This window comes from Brevundimonas vesicularis, from assembly GCF_032067225.1.
In the GTDB taxonomy this organism is placed as follows: Bacteria; Pseudomonadota; Alphaproteobacteria; order Caulobacterales; family Caulobacteraceae; genus Brevundimonas; species Brevundimonas vesicularis_F.
The window spans coordinates 1-17851 of record NZ_DAMBJX010000032.1 but is presented as its reverse complement, the minus strand read 5'-3'; the positions used below and the strand labels follow the sequence as shown (position 1 = coordinate 17851).

At 59.6% G+C, this 17851-nt stretch carries 16 protein-coding genes and 1 pseudogene; 9 read left to right on the top strand and 8 right to left on the bottom strand.

Going from position 1 to position 17851, the window contains the following annotated elements; translation table 11 throughout:
- Nucleotides 1–28: 28 nt before the first annotated feature.
- The 4 genes from RT123_RS09790 to RT123_RS09775 form a co-directional block, all read right to left on the bottom strand.
- Entirely contained in the window at nt 29–508 is a 480-nt protein-coding gene (locus RT123_RS09790) for a hypothetical protein (protein WP_313008957.1), read from the bottom strand.
- Nucleotides 505–1437, bottom strand: a complete 933-nt coding sequence (locus tag RT123_RS09785; protein WP_313008956.1) for a caspase family protein — start codon at nt 1435–1437, stop codon at nt 505–507. Before RT123_RS09785 ends, RT123_RS09790 begins: the two co-directional genes overlap by 4 nt.
- Before the next feature lie 3 nt (nt 1438–1440).
- Entirely contained in the window at nt 1441–1812 is a 372-nt protein-coding gene (locus tag RT123_RS09780) for a TIR domain-containing protein (protein WP_313008954.1), read from the bottom strand.
- Nucleotides 1813–1947: 135 nt separating this feature from the next.
- The gene (locus tag RT123_RS09775; RefSeq protein WP_313008953.1) at nt 1948–2427 is read right to left on the bottom strand and encodes a toll/interleukin-1 receptor domain-containing protein; all 480 of its coding nucleotides are present in this window, start codon (nt 2425–2427) and stop codon (nt 1948–1950) included.
- A gap of 1812 nt (nt 2428–4239) precedes the next feature.
- Here RT123_RS09775 and RT123_RS09770 point away from each other — a divergent pair.
- Genes RT123_RS09770 through RT123_RS09750 form a run of 5 tightly spaced genes read left to right on the top strand, consistent with a single transcriptional unit; the run spans nt 4240 to nt 9831 of the window.
- Complete coding sequence (locus RT123_RS09770; RefSeq protein WP_313008951.1) at nt 4240–4788, top strand: TnsA endonuclease N-terminal domain-containing protein; 549 nt, start codon at nt 4240–4242, stop codon at nt 4786–4788.
- Between the two features lie 10 nt (nt 4789–4798).
- Nucleotides 4799–6949, top strand: coding sequence for a Mu transposase C-terminal domain-containing protein (locus tag RT123_RS09765; RefSeq protein ID WP_313008950.1), 2151 nt, complete (start codon nt 4799–4801; stop codon nt 6947–6949).
- Nucleotides 6946–7428, top strand: coding sequence for a TniB family NTP-binding protein (locus tag RT123_RS09760; protein ID WP_313008949.1), 483 nt, complete (start codon nt 6946–6948; stop codon nt 7426–7428). Before RT123_RS09765 ends, RT123_RS09760 begins: the two co-directional genes overlap by 4 nt.
- On the top strand, nt 7425–7877 hold the full coding sequence (locus RT123_RS09755) for a hypothetical protein (RefSeq protein WP_313008947.1): 453 nt from the start codon (nt 7425–7427) through the stop codon (nt 7875–7877). Before RT123_RS09760 ends, RT123_RS09755 begins: the two co-directional genes overlap by 4 nt.
- Nucleotides 7870–9831: a hypothetical protein gene (locus tag RT123_RS09750; protein WP_313008946.1), complete on the top strand. Its 1962-nt coding sequence runs from the start codon at nt 7870–7872 to the stop codon at nt 9829–9831. The genes RT123_RS09755 and RT123_RS09750 overlap by 8 nt, the downstream gene beginning before the upstream one ends.
- A 107-nt stretch (nt 9832–9938) precedes the next feature.
- Here RT123_RS09750 and RT123_RS09745 read toward each other — a convergent pair whose 3' ends face one another.
- Entirely contained in the window at nt 9939–10241 is a 303-nt protein-coding gene (locus tag RT123_RS09745; protein ID WP_313008944.1) for a nucleotidyltransferase domain-containing protein, read from the bottom strand.
- 232 nt (nt 10242–10473) lie between these two features.
- On the opposite strand from RT123_RS09745, the gene RT123_RS09740 reads away from it, so the two are divergent.
- Nucleotides 10474–12777 carry a hypothetical protein gene (locus RT123_RS09740; protein ID WP_313008943.1) on the top strand — a complete coding sequence of 768 codons (2304 nt, stop codon included), beginning with the start codon at nt 10474–10476 and terminating at the stop codon, nt 12775–12777.
- A gap of 156 nt (nt 12778–12933) precedes the next feature.
- Here RT123_RS09740 and RT123_RS09735 read toward each other — a convergent pair whose 3' ends face one another.
- The 3 genes from RT123_RS09735 to RT123_RS09725 form a co-directional block, all read right to left on the bottom strand.
- Nucleotides 12934–14799, bottom strand: a complete 1866-nt coding sequence (locus tag RT123_RS09735) for a TIR domain-containing protein (RefSeq protein ID WP_313008942.1) — start codon at nt 14797–14799, stop codon at nt 12934–12936.
- Between the two features lie 344 nt (nt 14800–15143).
- Nucleotides 15144–15785, bottom strand: coding sequence for a DUF1109 domain-containing protein (locus RT123_RS09730; protein WP_313008941.1), 642 nt, complete (start codon nt 15783–15785; stop codon nt 15144–15146).
- The gene (locus RT123_RS09725; RefSeq protein WP_313008939.1) at nt 15775–16335 is read right to left on the bottom strand and encodes a sigma-70 family RNA polymerase sigma factor; all 561 of its coding nucleotides are present in this window, start codon (nt 16333–16335) and stop codon (nt 15775–15777) included. Before RT123_RS09725 ends, RT123_RS09730 begins: the two co-directional genes overlap by 11 nt.
- A gap of 163 nt (nt 16336–16498) precedes the next feature.
- Between RT123_RS09725 and RT123_RS09720 the strand changes: the two genes are divergently transcribed.
- The 3 genes and pseudogenes from RT123_RS09720 to RT123_RS09710 form a co-directional block, all read left to right on the top strand.
- A complete protein-coding gene (locus RT123_RS09720) occupies nt 16499–16789 on the top strand; it encodes a DUF2282 domain-containing protein (RefSeq protein ID WP_306003173.1) in 291 nt (96 codons plus the stop codon).
- A 14-nt stretch (nt 16790–16803) separates the two neighbouring features.
- Nucleotides 16804–17667, top strand: a complete 864-nt coding sequence (locus tag RT123_RS09715; RefSeq protein WP_313008937.1) for a DUF692 domain-containing protein — start codon at nt 16804–16806, stop codon at nt 17665–17667.
- A pseudogene (locus tag RT123_RS09710) lies at nt 17648–17851 on the top strand (hypothetical protein); the annotation flags it as partial. The gene RT123_RS09715 and the pseudogene RT123_RS09710, both read left to right, overlap by 20 nt.

Genomic DNA, 17851 nt, shown 5'->3' with positions numbered 1-17851 from the left:
AGCATCTCCGAGGCAAGGCCCCAAAGTGCTAGAGCTGCACCACAGATCGGTCAAAGGGATTTATGTGCAGGCAGGGCCGGCCCTTCAGCCGGGCGTAGTCCACCACATCGGCGGTGCCGCCGAGACCTTTCGAGGGCTGTCCATCCCAGACGGCGATCATCAGGTCCGCGTGGTCGACGATCCAGCGCCCGGCCCTGAAGAAGGCTTGCTGTCCTCCACTTTCAAGCGGGAGCTCAACCGGTACCGAGCGATGTAACAGCTCGAGATAAGCAAGGCGATCACGCCCTTGGAAGGTCGTTTCGTAGTCGTGGGCAGGAATGACGCTAACGAGCTTTCCGCCCGCCTTGAGCACGGCTTGCGCGAATACTTGGTCAGCGCCGATCGCCAACGAACTCAAACCGTCAAATGGCCGAGGGACCGCCTCAAGCGCCCGGGTGATCTCATCCTCTACGAAAGCCCAGTCCAGCCCTTCTCGGTCCTGATGACCGGTAATCCCCACGGCGATCAAATCAGCCCCTTATCAACCGAACGCCAGTAGAAACGGCCCAAGGGTGTCAACTGGCAGGTCAGGCTCTGCATCGCGGCGTCGTACATATGCGGAACTCCTACCGGCTCCAGCAGCCGAGCGGCGCGATAGGCCTGCAGAATGCCGAAGCTTGCCTCATTCTCGGGGTGGTTCGGGTCGGCTGTCGGTTCGTAGGATGGATCGAGTTGCAAGGCATCCCCGGCTCGAGAGAAGAATCCCGTGATCCGACGCAGATGGTCATCGGACACGGAGGGGACCGCCCGTCGGAGCTTCGTGAGCTCTCGCCAATTTGCGTGCAGCATGGGTGCTTGTTCGTGCACGGTAAGCACCTCGTTCATATAAGCGAAGACGCTAGCGATGGTCACGAAACCGCGCACGTCGGCCGCGCCACCATCCAGCGCGTCGCACACATGGCGGGTGAAAAGGCCCCGTCCGCCGGCCTCAACGGCTTTTTCGTTCCCGCCGCACCCGGCCAGCACCGCGACGCCCGGTTCGAGCCCTGAGGGCGCGAAGTCTGACGCTGCACCGGCATGGCATGAGTCAAGAATGATGACCCGCTCTTTGGCCGGTGAAGCGTCGGCGATGCGCATTAGCTCGGTCATGGACAGGCCGGTTCGCGGCTTCTCCTCTTGAGACAAGAGATAGCCCTCTTGCGCATGACGCGCCCCATGACCAGCGAAGTAGAAGACGGTGACATCATTCTTGCGCTCGAACAGGCGCTCGACTCGGTCAGCCAGTGCTTGGTGCGTCACCGCGGCCTCGGAACTCAGCAACGTATCGACCTGAAAATTCAGCCCTTGGTCGTGGTGGCGAGCCAGAGACCGACCAATGGCCTTCGCGTCGGATACGCAGCCGTTCAAGGGTGTTCTAGGGTAGCTGTCGATGCCTACGACGAGGGCGGAGCGGCTCATATGTCAGAGGCCGTCGATAAAGTCGGCAATGCCTTGCCAAGTCCAAACCTTGACTGACAGGCCGCTGATCGCCGTGCGATCATCTGAATAAGCCCAGATCGCTAGTACGGGGATCCCCTCTTCCTTGGCGCACGCGATTTCCCACTTCTGACCGCTGGAGGTCAGCGAATTGCTGCTGATCAAGGCTATCAGGCCGTTCGAGCGTTTGATGCGGGTACGGACACGCGCCTTCCAGTCCTCAGTGTAGGCTTCACGCACGGACATATCGATGTACTCGAAGGGGCATTTTGCATTGAGACCCTGTCCCTTCAGCATGTCGCGCTGGCCCTCGTCCTCGATTGCGAAGGCGACAAAGATCGTTTTCTTGTCGGTCATAGTGGTCTCTTCCTATAGGCGCAGTAAGGCGCGCAAGTGTGAATGATGCTTTGGTTGGGACAGAGCCCGTCGATCGCATCGCGGCGGTTGGTCGCGAAATACGCCCGGGTCGCTGGAGTCACATCGATGAGGTCCTCACTGCCCGATATTTCGGCGCAGTTCTGTGAAGAAATATGATGTCGCCGCACGGCCTCCAGCAGCTGAATCGGCAGAATATTTTTTGTAAGACTCACGGAAGTTTCGTGCGCCGAAGGACGCCCGGGCGTACGCGTCTAGATCGCTGTCGTTCTTCAGATACGGCCACTTCCGAAGAAACTCTGGCGGCGGGGTGTATGTGCCGGTGTACGTCGCCAGCGGGAAGTTCTTTTCAGTTGCTACGCCGATCTCCCACGGAACCCATTGCGACGCCAAGGTCGCGTGGGAGACGACGGCCAAGAGTTGTGTGCACTTGCCCATTTCGGAGCGGATGTGTTCAGCCAAGTTTTCTGCTGAGTCATTCACATATGGGTCAATGACATCTAGGTACGACGTGATGCCATGGACAGCGAGTAGCCTTCGGGCCACCTGCGCGGCCACGAGCGCATCTACCTTCTGATGTGAGATGAAGATTTTCATTCAGGGAATCTATGTTCTCTGAAGCGATTCGATACAACCCTGGAGGTTAGACCGACTGCCCGATCCAGCTTCGTAAGCGAGAAGCCGCCTTTGCTCCAAGCTTGGGCAAAGCTCAGATGTCCGCTGAGCCGTGGAGGTCCAGACATGGTGCCTGTCAGCGATGTCACACCGTGGATGACGTGATCTCGGACGCAGCTGGGCAAATAGACGGTGGCTATTGCTGCCAGGTTGAGGCTGGATTGGCGTTTAGAGCAGCCCGTCAAACGCATTGGAAGTTCGGTTGCAGCGCTCAGCTGCAACGCTACGTGCGTCTCGCCCATCGCTCTCGTGGCCAAAATTCGATCTCTCGGAAGCAAGGCGATGCCTTTGCCGAAAAACTGGGAGTAGGTCGTTGCACTGGCAGGACCAGTAGCGCCGGGCGTGGCTCGATGCTTGGCATCCGCCTCATCGTAGTTTCTCTGGGCCTCTGCGACGGCTTAGTTCGCAGCTCGGAGATTGGCCTTAGCTTTGTCTGCTGCACGATCTCCGTGAGTCAGCTGACTGATGCCACACAGGATCAGCCCGATCATCAGGCCAGACAGTATCGATTGGCCCGGTCTTTCACCTCCTTGCCAGAGTGCGACGCAATCAGGATCGCAGAGGCGACGCATATTCCGGCGAGAACCCAGAGAGCCCAAGTCAGGAAGGTAGGGTAGCTGTCGCCCATTTCGGCCGCCGATCGCCTTTCGCCCGTCTCGCGACGAACACCTCTTTGACTGTCGACTTCCGGGACTTTACGCAATGTCCGCTGATGGCGCTTGGCATACTTTGCTGCACCACCGTTGATCGGTCGTGACACGCTACCGCAAACTTCAGCACCCCCACTCGTTGCAGTGGAGGCATGGCGTGAGGATACGCCTACGTCCTCATCGCATTCGGTCTCTGCAGCTCGATGTTTATTTTGGTGGACAGGTTTCCCCGCCTAGTCGCGTGTTAGCGTCATCGATCTACGGGTTCCGTATGGTCGAGCTGTCCATTTTGCCGTGTTTAATCTACGGGCTTGGCTTCGCCCTGCTGTACGAATTTGAAGCCTCGAGACTTTAACTATCGGCATGCTCGCGCCGCAGGGACACGTGTAATCGCTATACGCAGATACATTTCAATTCTGTTGGGCACAATCAACCATTATAGCCAATAGTAGATAATATCTGCTCTACTGAAGCGGCATGTTGGATGAAGTAAATTAAAGCTGTGACTCTACAGTCGAGTCTTGCAAAAATCCTCATGTCTCAATCTCGACAATGGATCGAGTCGCAGACGCTCTCAGGCCGACTGACCGGCCCCGTAGAAAAGGATCAGGCCCGATGCGCCCGCCATAAACCGAAACGTTTTCAGAGTTGTACGCCAGATACAACTCGAGCCCCAGGCTACGCCAAGGGCTCGGTCGGGAAGCCATCCGGCTCCAATCGTTGTGGCGACGATGGAGTGATGTTCTCCCTGATTGAGCAGTAAGTCAACACGCTTCCATAGAGAAACGTGACGATCTCGGCCGGCCTGCGCCCAACTCGCAACTGATCAAGGAGAAACCAGATGGGCTTTGTCCGTCATCCATCCCTGCTGCCTGCAAACCAAAACTGCCCCGTCGAAGCGGCCCTCCGCTCGACGGACGTTACGAGTGCAGAACCTTCACCTTGGGACAGCCTCGCGGCATCAGCCACGATGGTGACCACACCATGTGGAGCACCCATTCGCACCATCGTGACTGGGCGGAGGGTGATCACGACCGGCGTGTACGCAAGCCGCAAAGCGGGCCGGCCTCAGCCCTACGAGAGCATGAGCGAGCGTGCGTTCTTCATGCACTGTGAGGTCGATACCGACGTCATAAACTATCGCGCCCAGCCGTTCCGGCTGGAGTTCGTGCTCGACGGTCGAAAACGGACCTACATCGCCGATTGTGTGCGGGTGCTAGCCAGCGGTGGCGTTGAACTGGTCGAGATAAAATCTGATCCAAGCTCAGTCCACGATCCGGACTACCGAGAAAAGCTCGAAGCCGTCAGGGCAATCTGCAGTCAGGTCGGCTGGCGTTTTCGGCTGATTTTCAATAAGGCGCTGACTGAACCGGCCGCATTCCATCGTAATGTTGTGGAAGTGCAGTCTCGGCGAATGGCCGAATACTCCGACACGGACGTCTTTCGGGTGGTGGAGGCTTTGGGGCGTCAGCCAGGCGCTACGCTTGGCGATGTGGCCCAGGATTTGGGGTCACGCGATGAGGGATTGGCCAAGCTCAAGGCCATGATGGTCGGTCGGATCGTGCGCCTCGATCTGACGGAGGAGATTGGGGACGCAACGCCCGTGTGCCTCGTCTCGGGCGAGGGTTCCTGAGATGGCACTCATGAAACTCAGTCCTGGTGATATCTGGGAGATCGACGGCGAGCGCCACTACTTAGATCGGGTTATTGAGGGCGAGTTCCTTGTCCTGCGCGCCTTCGAAAGTGGCCAGCCTTACCAGCGGCTCACCGATAAAGGTGAGTTTGCCTCACCAACCAAACAGTGGCTTGAGAACGAGTTTGCTGTCGGCGCGGTCAGGAAGATTGACACAAATCCAGCGTCCAAGGCGCATTTCGCGCGCGAAGCCGATGCTGAGCTGATCAATGAGAAAGATTCGAGAGCGATTGTCAGGCAGATCGTTCTGCGATCGCTGGATCGGATAGGCGACTATTCCTTAAGTGACGCAAGCCTCCAGAGGACTTTAGCGGACATATGGGAACGCAAGGAGCGTCAGCTCGCGCGCCATCAGCCGCCGTCGCCATCGACAGTCCGCCGATGGCTTAGACAACGCGGCACAGTTAGTGAGCGCCCCCTTCGCGCCATGGTGTCCGCCTCCGGACGAGTCCCGCGCTGCAAACGACTGCCCGCATCAGTGCGACGGCGAATGCATAAAGCTGCATTGGCTTACTGGTCAAAACTGCAGATGAGCATCGGTGACGCATACGACGACCTCGTGGATCGCCTCCAGCGCATCAACGAAGCGATCGAAAGTCGATCTGGCTCCAAAGTTCCGGTGCCGTCGAGGGAGACGTTCCGAAAGCATCTCCGCAGCCTAGAATGCTTCGAGACGGTTGCAGCGCGTTATGGGCCTAAGGAAGCCAAAAACCGCTTTAAAGCGACTGGCGAGGGATTGGCCGCACACCGGCCGCTGTTACTCGCCACCATCGACCATACAGCTGCGGACGTCCATATTGTGATGGAAGCAGATGAGTGGCGCTACGTTGGGCGCCCTTCTCTCACTGTACTCATGGACGTTCACTCAAGGTGTATCCTCGGCTGGGTTTTGAGCTTCGAGCCGCCGTCGCTGTATTCTGTCATCGAATGCGTTAAACGAGCGAACCGGCCGAAGCCGAAGATGCGAGCGTTATTTCCGGACAGCCCAGATCTCGCCGACATCTATGGCAAGTTCGATGAAATCGTCGTCGATAACGGCTTGGAGTTTATCGGGACATCGTTTGAGAGCGGAATGACAGATCTGGGGATCAGCATCCGCTGGGCCCCTGTCAAAACCCCGACGAATAAGTCAGTCGTAGAGCGCTTCTTCTCCACTCTGAATTCCATGTTTCACAAGAAGCTGCCAGGCGGAACGTTCCCCGTGCAGAAGCTTAGAGACTGGGAGCTAGACCCTCAAAAGTTCGCCGTCCTGACTCTTGAGCAGACGGAGTCGCTTCTGGATTTGGCCGTTGGGATATACCACCAGTCTTTGCACCGAGCTTTAAAGGATACGCCTGCTCGGACCTGGGCACGCGGAGTAAAGGCCGGCCACGGCATAAACATCATTGGCGATGATCGCCAACTCGACAAGATGCTTGGTGCGCGCGAGGAGCGATTGGTCACCCGAAGCGGCGTTGAACTCTTCGGACTGCGTTACCACGATCCAGCCATCACCGGCCCACTGCTCGAAGACTTGGCGCGGCGGGAATCGGTGCGTGGTCGCCGCCAAGGCTCAGCTACCGCCAAAGTGGCGGTGAAATACAATCCTGCAAACCTTGGAGAAATCCACGTTTGGAACGGCCCGAAGGGCATCTACGTCACGCTGCCGTGCACGGACTTGGAGTATGCGCAGGGCCTTTCCAAATGGCAGCATGATCGGATCCTCGAGTGGCAGCGGGAAAGCAACGCCAAAACGGAGGATGAACGTCGTGCATTACGGCTGAGACTTCGATCCACGATTAGCGAGCTTCAGACGCCCCAGACCCATCGAAGCCACAAGCGGGGACAGGCGCGCCTACGGACATCGCCTAAAATAGAACAGTTTGGCGGCGGCGGACTTCGCATCGCTCACGCTGAGCCACGGCACGACGGCATGGCGCCGGTCATTCCGACAATTGCACTGGCAAATGAACGTTCTGACGATGGAGCCAAACCCATACGCCCGCCTCGAGGAGGAAAACGAAAGCCTAAGCGACGGTCGATGCCACCTGCCTGTGAACACCTGCCGGATTGGAATGTCGGCGATCTGTACGACGATCGCGGTTGGGAGGATGCCCTATGAGTGTCCACCCCCAACAAAGGCGCGCCGATCTAAATGACGGGATTGCCGCCAAGATCGCGGCATTCAAAGAGGTTTTCATACCTTACCCGATCCATATGTCGCTGCACGTCGAGCTGGACTACCTGCAAAAGCTCGGCCGACAGACCGTGGGTCAGCCTCAGATGGGGCTGCGCGTACTGGGCCCTACTGGATCCGGCAAGACATCCGCCATTCTGGCCTACATCGCCGCCGTGGAGCGAAAACGGCCTCGAACGGCGACCTTTGTTCCTGTCCTGAAGGTGGATTTGGAGCGCGGATCGACACCCAAGAAGTTCATGATGTCGATCCTCCAGGCATATGGGGATCTGCACGCCGGTCATGGAAATGAGCTGGCCCTAAAAATCCGCGTCTTTGCCTGCTTCGAGCGGTTCGGGACTGAGCTCCTCATCGTGGATGAGTTCCAGCACCTCAACTACCGCAACGGGTCAAAAACGATGTGACGGATACGCTGAAGGGCATGCTCGACGCCGGCGTTGTCCCGATGGCCTTTCTTGGAACAGAGGAAGCCTCGCCCATGTTCGTGCGAAACCTACAGCTCAACGGACGCTTGCTGCCACCTTGCGACCTAAATCCCCTCAGCGCTCGACGACCTGAGCATCAGAGGCTCTTCGCAACGTTCGTTGCAAAGCTCGAGCGTGTTGTCGTCGACAGGAGCATTCTTCCGCAAATGTCTGATCTGGCATCCGACAATCTCCTCCCCGGCCTGTTCCAGGTCTCAGGGGGCGTCATAGGTCGGGTCTGTCGCCTCTTCGAAGCGGCTTTGGTGCATGCTCTGCGCCGCGGCGCGGACAAGCTCGAACGGATCGACATCTCCTGGGCCACCGAGCATTGGGCGATGGAGCAAGCCTTCATCAACCGCAACCCGTTTGCGGAGAAAGCCCATGGCTGATGATGCTTATTTCACAACGACCATAGCGGCTCCGCCAACTCCTAGATTGCTGTTCCCGGTAGAACCGCAACCGCACGAAACCTTGTTGGGATTTATCGTTCGTTGCGTCGAACGAAATCGCCTTGGCACACCCGTTACATTCATGCGTGCGGTTGGTCTCGACGTAAAAGCGAAAGGCGATTTCCTGACTAGGTCTCAGGCCGAGCTGCCCGCTTTGGCCCAAGCCTTCAGCATGTCGGCTGACGCTTTGGAAGCGGTATGGGGCGCCGAACCACTCGATGAGGACCGTAAACGGCGCCTGGGCGGCGTATGGTTGAGACCGGCATTGGTCGAGCAAGCGCGCCGCCGTGCGCCGCCATCATTGAAAGCCGGCCAATCCGATGACGCCCGTTGGATGATCAAACCGATAGGTTTCTGCTCGACGCGTTGGGAGTTTCTGATTGATCGCTGCCCGAACTCATGGTGCGCCAAGACACTGACCTGGCCAAGGGCAGACAGCTTGCATCTCTGTCGGCATTGCGGAACACCATTGGCGAGGGCTGCTCGTCGCACTGTTCCACGCCAGTATAGACCGTCGCTTGAATGGATGATGGCTCTGTTCAGTGAGGACGAAGCTCTGCGACAGGAGGCTGTTCGTCGCGTCCCTCCCTCCTTTGAAATCGACACGCCCACGGAGGTCTTCGAACTGCTTCTGGCGCTTCGCTGCGCCTTCAGGATTTCGGGCGCAAAACCCGAAGATGAAGAGCCGTCCGACGAGTTTGATGACCCCGGCGACGATGATGAGCTCCGCCATTGGGTCGCGGCTGTGCGGTTCCTTCTGGAGTACCCCCGATCACACTGGGATATTCTTCAAAGGCGCTTTTCAGACGACTGCACCAAGTTCCACACGGCCATGAGACGCATCGGGCACAACTCGAACGTACCCATTGTGCGGTCGGAATTCGACCGCCTCAATCGAGGCGTCTGGAACCGTCCAACTGCGGATCGATCTAGACGTCGTGGCATGACCAGCAAGATCAGTGCGCGGCGCGCCGCCAACGAGCTTGGCGTCACGCCGGGCACCTTGAAACAACTAGTGGAAGCACAGCTGCTGTCGAGAATCGGCTCTTTGCGCGCACGGTACGAGGTCAGCCTTTTTGCTGAGGCTGATATCCAGTCGCTACAAAGCGCGTGTGCAGCCGCAACTTCCTATCGTCGCTTCCAGACAATGACCGACCTTCCCGCGATCGCCGTCGAGCAGCTTGTAGCCATGGGTCTGCTCGAGCATCGAGTGGACCCCGCTGTCCAGGTTTTGAAAGGCGATAGATTGCTCAGCGCCAGATCCGTCAAAGCGTTTCTGACCCGATTTGACAACGTGCCGCAGAGATACAACGCCCCAGGTTGGATCCGACTTCAAGACGCGTTTATGGGTGTGGGCGGTCGGGAGAAACCTTGGGGGCCTGTGCTCGCTTCGTGGCTGAGCGGAAGCCTTCCCGGCGGCCTAGTAAATGTGGGGGATTTCGGCGCACCTACCTTAGCAATATACACGGGAGTGGCACGAACCATTGTGATGGGCGGCCCCTCGTCAACGCCTTGGTTCAGCTTCGAATTTAGCGACTACAACGGCCTTTCCCGCAATCGGTTGTCGCCCGGCGAAACCGCAGCGCATCTCAACTGCTCAGCTGTGGAGATGAGTTACCTGCGGGACAACGGTCACCTGCTACCAATCAAGGGCGAGGAACGAACTCTATATCAGCGACGTGATGTTGAAGAGTTTGGACGGGTGTGGATGAGCAGCCGGGAAGCCGCGATGCGCATGGGAGCGTCGGCCAAATATATGTGGCGGGAAATCGAGTCTTACGGCTTGAAGTTACAGCTCGGCCGCGGCTTCTACAGCCGCGATGAGTTAGAACCGATCGTTGATGAGGAAGTGAGACTCAGGAGGCTCAAAGCCATCAGCGCGAGCCTTTCGTGACCCGAACGACTCATCGTGAAGTCCTATCAGCTGATCGCTTCAACGCTTTGGTGCGCGTCGGAGATCGGCGCCGCGAGGCGACGGCTCTCGAAGTTTGGGCAGCCAAATCAGAAGATGCGGATCATGTCTTGAGCGGCCGAAGCGCCGATGGAAGGGTATAGGTACGCGCGTTCCACGAAATCTACTCTACGGTCCAAGGCTGACGAGAGTTCTCGCTGAAGACGCGATTGATCGATCAGCGAGAACTTCAGCTCAAACTCGGGCCGCACATCGAAGGCGATGTCGATGTCGGATTGGTCGGTCGCCTCGTTTCGGGCGACTGAACCGAACAAATACAGATGCTCGACACCCTCGAGCACCAGCTTCCGCTCCAACGACCGCAACGCCAAGATCACATTTTCTCGGTTCATTTGCGTGCCCCGGTACGATGGTGCGGGAGTTCGCGTGAGCCGTCAAACAACCGCCCCGGCATCGTCACGAAATGACTTGCGAGGCCTCCAAGTGCACTTCTGACTCGTTGCGGAAGTTCGAGGGCAGCTGCTTTCAGATCTCTCGTGGATTGACTTAAGCATGGGGAGCGTTGTCCGATCGAGGGGATGCTGATCGCGTCAGCCAAAACCCTTTTTGGAGATTTTGCCCTCGATGTTGCCATCCGCCCATCGGCTCGCGCTGGAAGATTTGGGCTGGGCTTCGTTTCAGGATCTTGCAATGGCGTTCGCGGAAGACCTGCTAGACGCACCGGTCACGAGCTATGCCAGAAGCTGGGATGGAGGCGTCGATGGGGAACAAATTGTTTTCGGTCCGGCGCTCGACACTCATCAGCTGCGTTGGGCGATCCAGGCCAAACATACTGGCCAAGGCGGATCATTGTCCGCTGCTGACCTCAAAACAGAATATGCCAAATTGGTCGAGCTCGTTGCGGAAGGCTTCGACGCATATCTTCTCATCACAAACCACAGTGTCACCCGGCAGGCCTACAGAACCATTCGAGAGAGAGTCTTAGCGGCCGGGTTCAAGATTTGCCGCATCCAAGGCCGCCATCAGCTTGTGCGGCGTATTCGAAGCTCACCCAGATTGCGGATGTTGGCACCGCGCGTCTACGGTATCGGCGACCTATCTCTAATTCTAGACGAGCGGCTCGCCGAGCAGACCACGGCGCTGCTTACTAGGGCGAAGGGCGATCTCGACCGTTTCGTCGCCACCGAGGCTTACCGTAGGACCATGCGGGCTCTTCATGACGAGGGCTTCGTTATCCTCTTGGGCGAACCTGCTGCTGGAAAATCGACGATCGCCATGGCGGCCTCTATAGCCGCACGCGACGCCTTCCGAGCTCAACCCTACGTTCTGCACCGGCTTTCTGACCTACAGGCCCACTGGAATCCGTCCGAGCCACGGCTCTTCTGGATAGATGACGCCTTTGGGGCGACACAGCTGGAGTTAGGGTCCGCAGAGACCTTCAATCGAATGCTGCGCACTATTGAAGCCGCAGTGTCAGCCGGCAATCGCTTCGTCCTGACGTCCCGGGCCTACATCTGGAACGCCGTCTCGCCGCGACTGAAGCTGTCTGGCTCGCCGCAGTTCGAAAAGGGGATAGTGGAGGTTCGGGTCGAGGACTTCACTGACCGTGACAAAGCGCTAATTTTAGCCAACCATATCCGGCTGGGCGATCATGATCGGATGTGGCGTAGGCGCTTCATTCCTCTTGCACCGCGCGTCGTGCGTCATCCGCGGTTCACGCCCGAAGTCGCGCGGCGCTTCGGCCTTTCGATTTTTACCGGCGACCTCGATCTCGTCGATCATCGGATCGACGCATATGTGGAGAACCCCGGTTCCTATCTCGAGGAGTTGGTGACCGGACTATCAGAAGCGGGTCAAGCCGCTCTCGCTCTTCTATTCATGAAGGGCGGGTCTCTGCCGCTGCTCCCAGCCATGGACGACGCCTTTTCTGCGGTCACCGAGGCTTTCGGGACAACGCGTTCTGACGTTCTGCGGGAACTGGAGGCGATGGACGGATCGCTATGTCGTCGCCAGAGCCAAGATGGGGAACTGTTCTGGCATTTCAGGCACCCATCGATTGGAGAGGCATTCGCTTCCGTCGCGGTCCGCAGTCCGCTCCTTCTAGACGTTTACCTCCGCGGGGCACCTCCGGAGCGTATTCTTCAGGAGGCAGTCTGCGCCGGGGTGGACGTCAGAGGAGCCGTGGTCGAGATCAGCGTGGCCCAGTATGACCAACTGATTGCTCGAATCGACGCCTATGACTGGGGCGGTAATCAATCCTATGTCCGTTGGTTCCTCATTACGCGCGCTACGGCGGAATTCAGACGTCGCTTCTTCTCGAGTACTCCGCTCTCGGCTGATCATCCTGTCCTGGCGGGAGGCCGGCAGCGCGATCACCTCACGCTCGGCTTGATCGCAGCGTTGGCACCGCTAGGCCTGGTCAAGACTGACTTTTTGGAGACGGTACGGCGCCAGATACGTCGCGGTCTGACAGAGCAAGCCGAGCGTGACTATCTAAGCAGCTACGCCCGCGAAATCATCGGGGGCGATTCCTTTGCAGAACTGCTCGACACCGTCGTGTGGGAGATGCGGGAAGGCGGCGAGTCTTTTATTTCCTATTTTCAAACGCGCGACGCAGGACGGCCGGCGCGGGAACGGTTCGAGCCCCTCGCCAGCTTCGTGTCCGAGCTTGAAGATTGGGTCGCCCATGAGGACGCGAGCTCTGCTTTCAAAATCGTCCGGGAACGTATCGCCGATCGTATTTCTGAACTCGAGGACGAGGCGGACCGCGATGAGTGGGACTGGCTTGCAGAAGACTACTACTATCGCCTATCCGCTGATCCCCCCGTATCGACCAGACTCCCGCATCGCGAACCGCCGCTGGTACCGCCCCAAGGCCCGATCCGGACGGATCCGATCGCCGATATTTTTTCGGATCTGGACCAATAGCGGCGTGGCGTTGGCTGTGAAAGCCGTGATGGAGGGGGGCTCCTGAAATACTGATTGCCACCGCCATTCGTGACTCTTAGGTGCCTTTATCCAAGTCAGCTAAGGGCACGGCAGCGTCGTTAGTGCACATACAGAAGGCCTCGGATCGCCCGTCCGTCAGACCTCAGACGGATTTGCAGCCAGGTTGGCAAAATCTTTGCCGCCATGCGTTAGGATCGCATAGCGCAGCGTCAGGGCGTCAGTTTCAGCCTCCCGCGTGTCATCCTCAATCTTAACCACTTGGACCGCGGCGTAAAAGCCGTCTGTGTTCCGGAGTACGGCGATCTCCCCTGTCCTGAGAGAACGGGCGCGGGAGCTGTAGTCGTAGACGGATGCATCGTGGATTTCGTCGATGGCTGTCGCGCCGCGCGCGATTGCGATCCCGTGGATTCCAGCCGGGTCATTGTAGAGATATATGCTGGTGTCGCTGCCCTTGGACCAAGCTGTCTCGAACGTACTTGACCCGGAGCCGAGGACATAGCGGCCGTTGTAGGCGCTGTAGTCGAACGTCACCTCGCCAGACGTGGCACCTGATGCAGGCGGTGCGAGACTGGATGCCTTGCCATCCGTCGGTCGGACGCCGACCTTTTTCGCAATTTCGATGGCCAGTTGAGCAGGCGTGAAACGATCGGCGAGGAGATATTGGATCGTGTCGGGAAGTCCCGGCACCTCAGTCTGATCAAAGCGGACGGGCAGAATATATTCGCCATCATCCTTCATCTGGCGACTGATCGCCGAGCGCCGTTCCTGTCTGGTCCAGGCCTTGGTCACGTATTCGGCCGAGATGAACATCACCACGTATTGGGTGTCTCGCGAATAGATTTGATGAAAGTGCTCGGCCCCGTCTCTACCCCAGAGGGTATTGGCCTGAAACTCGTCATAAAAGACCGCGATGTGCCGGGCCGCCAACGCATCAGCGACCTGCCTGACATAGGTCCGCTGCTCGCCCGCGAACGACAGGGCGACCTGAAAGCGCGGAGACGAGGACGGTCCTGCCTTCGAGACCTCAGGCGTGGAGTGCGGTGCAGGTTCGAAAATGGGGACCGGGAAGAGCGCGGCCTTCAGCGCTTCCGCTTGGTCGCGGATGTCCTGATCATCTGCTCCGGTCCAACAGCCGCGATCCTCTCCTGCGGGAAACGTGATCCCGTCACCCCGCAGAATTCGGTCCTTCTCAACAGCGTCGCGGCGGATGGTCTGAGCAAATCCAGTGAGAAGACCGGCGCATTCGTCGATCGCCCGGATGGCGACGTTCTTGTCGTAGCTACTCGCGGCCTCCTCAACCCAAGCGAATTGGTCCACGACCTCCTTGCGCAGGCCACGCGCAATCGCGTCCCAGAAAATGTCTCGGGGACTGCCCCAATATCCGAGGCCGGCGTAGGTTGCGAACCTGCCATTGAAGAGATCGATCGAGATGACGTCATCACCGCTGATATGGTGCCACTTGAAGAACCACTCGTTCTGAAACCAGCTCTGACGTTCGCTCAGACGGTGCTGAAGTCGCGTCGCCGTTGGTGTCATCGTCGGTCCTCTCGCCATGTCCGCCGGATCCAGTCCGACATCGAACTGCCTGAAGCGATAGCTGATCGTCTCATAGAGCTTGGCAATCTGCGCTTCGATCACGTCGCTCGCGGCCGCACTCCTGGCGGCATCGGCCCATTTGTCGAGGTCCGCAGCGGCACGCAAAGCTGGGACGAGGTCGCGCGCGCGTAGAAAGGCCTGATCGCGACAGGCTTGGTAGTCTATTCCTGCGGAGGAGCGGAGATGGCGCAGAAAAGAAAGCGTTTCCACAAGCGCCGCATCGAACGCCGATTCGATCAGGGAAACTAAAGACTTGAGGGTAGCGCCCGAGTGAAGTTGTCCCTTGGCGGTCTGCCGCGCAATCAGTGCCCCAGCTTGCTGCTCGACAGAAGCGGCTGAGGTGTCCCGGATCGTGTAGAGTCGGGATAGGACGTCGTTGATGGTTGGCTCTACTGGGGTCGGCATCCGCAGGTATAGTCATGCCGCGTGGGCTTCCGCGACATCCTTATCCCGAAAACTAGGCTTTCGAACCGGGAGCTCGGCGGCCGCCTCGTCCTTCGACCAAGTCGATGTCCGATTTGGAGCGGTGACCCCATGTCCACTTCTGGCGCTAATGCGCCCTACCCTCGTGCAGCTGTGCAGTAGAAGACTGAGGCGCCGTTAGGTGGTCAGCTATGTGGTGTCTGGAAAAATCACACGCTTTTTCAGGCAGCGTTTGAGCCAGTCTTATGTGGTCCCGACACACATCCTGTCGGGACCACCCGAAAACGGCTCAAGACCGCTTCACGGCAGTATCGCGGAAAACACACTCACCAGCGGAAGGTGAAACGACCCAGAGCAGCGCCCAAAACCGCGACGAGGCCGACGCCCAAGGTGTACCAGACCGCCACAAAAGCGGCCGTGTGCTCGGGGCAATGCAGGCCGTAGACGGTCGCGGCCAGTCCTGCGGTCAGAAGACCGGCGGCGGCGCCGGCGAAAGCGGGTTTCACAGGGGCGAATCGTCTCGCAGCGAAGAAGATGAACGGCGCCGCTAGAGCGCCGAGCGACAGGATGTTGGTCGGACAGACCCTGGCGGATCGACCCATGACCATGTCCATCCGCGCGTCAGGCGCAGCGCCGAGCAACTCCACGACAGCCCATCCCGCAGCGACGGCCAAAATGGCTGCCAGCAGGATTGTGGGACGGCGCGTCGAAGCCCCCGGCCGCCCCAGTCGATCCAGGAGCCAGAAGCCGGCGGCGCACAGGGCGGCCGTATAGGCCGCCTTCGCCCAGAAGGTCGGTCCCACGACGGCCGACATCAGATCCGGCCTCAGTCCCAGCCACCACACGACGCCAGCAAGGGCGGCGCCCGCCGCCGGCAACATGAACAGCAGCACACGACGGTCGACGTCGCTTTGAGACGTAGGCGGCAAGTCCAGCGCCAGGCTGGTGATCAGGTCGTCAGTCTTCATCGTTGGACCCTGCTGCTCCAGCCGCGAAGCGCGCGGTCAAAGCCTTGAAGCTGCGATGGATGCTGACCTTGGCGGCGGCGACGGAATAGCCGTGACGCTCGGCCGCCTCGGCCACGCTCAGCCCGGCGACTTTCACATCATGAATCAGGGCGCGCTGTCGCGCCGGGAGGATCGACAGCGCGCGGGTCAAATCGCGTCGCATGACCCCGTCCTCGACCGTGTGCTCGGCCAGCAGCACGCTTGCGTCGTCCAGCGGCTCGGTGAGGCGTCGGCCCTGGCGGCGCAGGTGGTCGATCAGCTTGTGGCGGGCGATCGTGAAGGCCCAGGCCGTGAACGACTGGTTGCGATCCCATGTGGCGCGCTTGGCGTGAATGGCGATCAGGGTCTCTTGCACGAGGTCCTCCGCGTCGCTTTCTCCGTTGAAAAGACGGCGTTTGAAAAAGGGCCGCAGGTGCGCGGCCAGGTCCGACAGCAGCACGCGCCAAGCCTGCGCGTCACCGTCCAGGCCTTTGAGCATCAAGGCTTTGAGTTGTGATTCCCGGTCAAGCACGTGCGACTGCGACCTACGCTGTGGAGACCGCGACGGTTACATGGCGTCTCGCGAAATGATGCACGAAAATAGTTGGCTCGAAAATGTAACGCGCGGCGGGCCGTCGGCGAAAGGCGGATTCAGCGGCCACGAACGGCCGTGGTTTTTGAGAAGGACCTCTTGCATGACCCGCACCAAGATCGCCGCCGCAACCCTTGTCGCCCTGACCGCCGGCGCCGGCATGGCCCACGCCCAATCGACCAGGAACGCCGAGACCAGGCCGGCCGCCATGGAGAAATGCTACGGCATCGCTCTGGCCGGCAAGAACGACTGCGCCGCCGGCCCCGGCACGACCTGCGCCGGCACTTCGGTGCGCGACTATCAGGGCAACGCCTGGAAGCACACGCCCGCCGGCACATGCACCAGCATCCGCACCCCGCGCGGCAACGGCTCGCTGACGCCCGTCTCGCGCTGATCGGAGCTGGACCGATGAACCCTGGATCGATCGCCACGACGCCTGTCCCCACCGTGGGACTGGGCCTCAAAGCCCGCCATTACGACGAGGCTCTGGCGTCTCCGGCGGCCGGTCTGTGGTTCGAGGTCCATCCCGAGAACTATATGGTCGATGGCGGCCCTCGCTTGAAATGGCTGGAGGCCATCCGTCGAGAAAAGCCTCTGTCCCTGCACGGTGTCGGCTTGTCGCTGGCCGGCGACGAGGCGCCGGACCCGGAGCATCTGGCGCGGCTCAAGACGCTCGCTGACCGGTTCGAGCCGTTTCTGATGTCCGAGCATCTGGCCTGGTCGCGGGGCGGCGGCGTCTATCACCCTGATCTGCTCCCGTTTCCGCGCACCCGACAGATGTTGAAGCAGGTCAGCGACAACGTCGCGCGAGCGCAGGACGCGCTGGGCCGACGCCTGCTGATCGAGAATCCGTCCCTCTACCTCGACCTGAAAATCCACGAGATGGGGGAGGTCGATTTCCTGGTCGAACTGGCTGCCGCGACAGGCTGTGGCCTGCTGCTCGATCTGAACAATGTGCACATCAGCGCCAACAATCTCGGCGCCGACCCGCGGGACTATCTGGCGGCCGTTCCGGCCGATCTCATCGGCGAAATCCATCTGGCCGGCTTTGCGCCCGATCCCGTCCACGCAGAGGCGCTGTTGATCGACACCCACGACGCGCCGGTCAGCGACGCCGTCTGGTCCCTCTATGCCGAGACACTCATGCGGATCGGGCCGCGTCCCACGCTGATCGAGCGCGACGACAACATTCCCGACTTCGCCGAGTTGATCGCCGAACGCGATCAAGCCGTCGCCATAATGGAGGCCTGCCATGTCCAGTGCGCCGCGTGACGATCAGATGCTGTCGTTTCATGCGAGCTTCTCCCTGGCCCTGCAGGGGCAGGGCTGCATGCTCACAACGTGGCTGGCGGATCCAAATGCGCCCGGACTGGCGGTTTATCGAAACACGGTGGCCAAGGGGCGGGCCGACGCCCTGGCGGGTCTCTATCCGACTGTCGAACGGTTGGTCGGTCTG

Bases quoted from the DNA above. Each gene is read 5' to 3' on its own strand.
- RT123_RS09785 (WP_313008956.1), bottom strand. From the start codon at position 1,437: ATGAGCCGCTCCGCCCTCGTCGTAGGCATCGACAGCTACCCTAGAACA.
- RT123_RS09730 (WP_313008941.1), bottom strand. From the start codon at position 15,785: ATGAAGACTGACGACCTGATCACCAGCCTGGCGCTGGACTTGCCGCCT.
- RT123_RS09740 (WP_313008943.1), top strand. From the start codon at position 10,474: ATGTTGCCATCCGCCCATCGGCTCGCGCTGGAAGATTTGGGCTGGGCT.
- RT123_RS09780 (WP_313008954.1), bottom strand. From the start codon at position 1,812: ATGACCGACAAGAAAACGATCTTTGTCGCCTTCGCAATCGAGGACGAG.
- RT123_RS09745 (WP_313008944.1), bottom strand. From the start codon at position 10,241: ATGAACCGAGAAAATGTGATCTTGGCGTTGCGGTCGTTGGAGCGGAAG.
- RT123_RS09775 (WP_313008953.1), bottom strand. From the start codon at position 2,427: ATGAAAATCTTCATCTCACATCAGAAGGTAGATGCGCTCGTGGCCGCG.
- RT123_RS09735 (WP_313008942.1), bottom strand. From the start codon at position 14,799: ATGCCGACCCCAGTAGAGCCAACCATCAACGACGTCCTATCCCGACTC.
- RT123_RS09760 (WP_313008949.1), top strand. From the start codon at position 6,946: ATGAGTGTCCACCCCCAACAAAGGCGCGCCGATCTAAATGACGGGATT.
- RT123_RS09715 (WP_313008937.1), top strand. From the start codon at position 16,804: ATGAACCCTGGATCGATCGCCACGACGCCTGTCCCCACCGTGGGACTG.
- RT123_RS09770 (WP_313008951.1), top strand. From the start codon at position 4,240: ATGAGCGAGCGTGCGTTCTTCATGCACTGTGAGGTCGATACCGACGTC.
- RT123_RS09720 (WP_306003173.1), top strand. From the start codon at position 16,499: ATGACCCGCACCAAGATCGCCGCCGCAACCCTTGTCGCCCTGACCGCC.
- RT123_RS09750 (WP_313008946.1), top strand. From the start codon at position 7,870: ATGGCTGATGATGCTTATTTCACAACGACCATAGCGGCTCCGCCAACT.
- RT123_RS09765 (WP_313008950.1), top strand. From the start codon at position 4,799: ATGAAACTCAGTCCTGGTGATATCTGGGAGATCGACGGCGAGCGCCAC.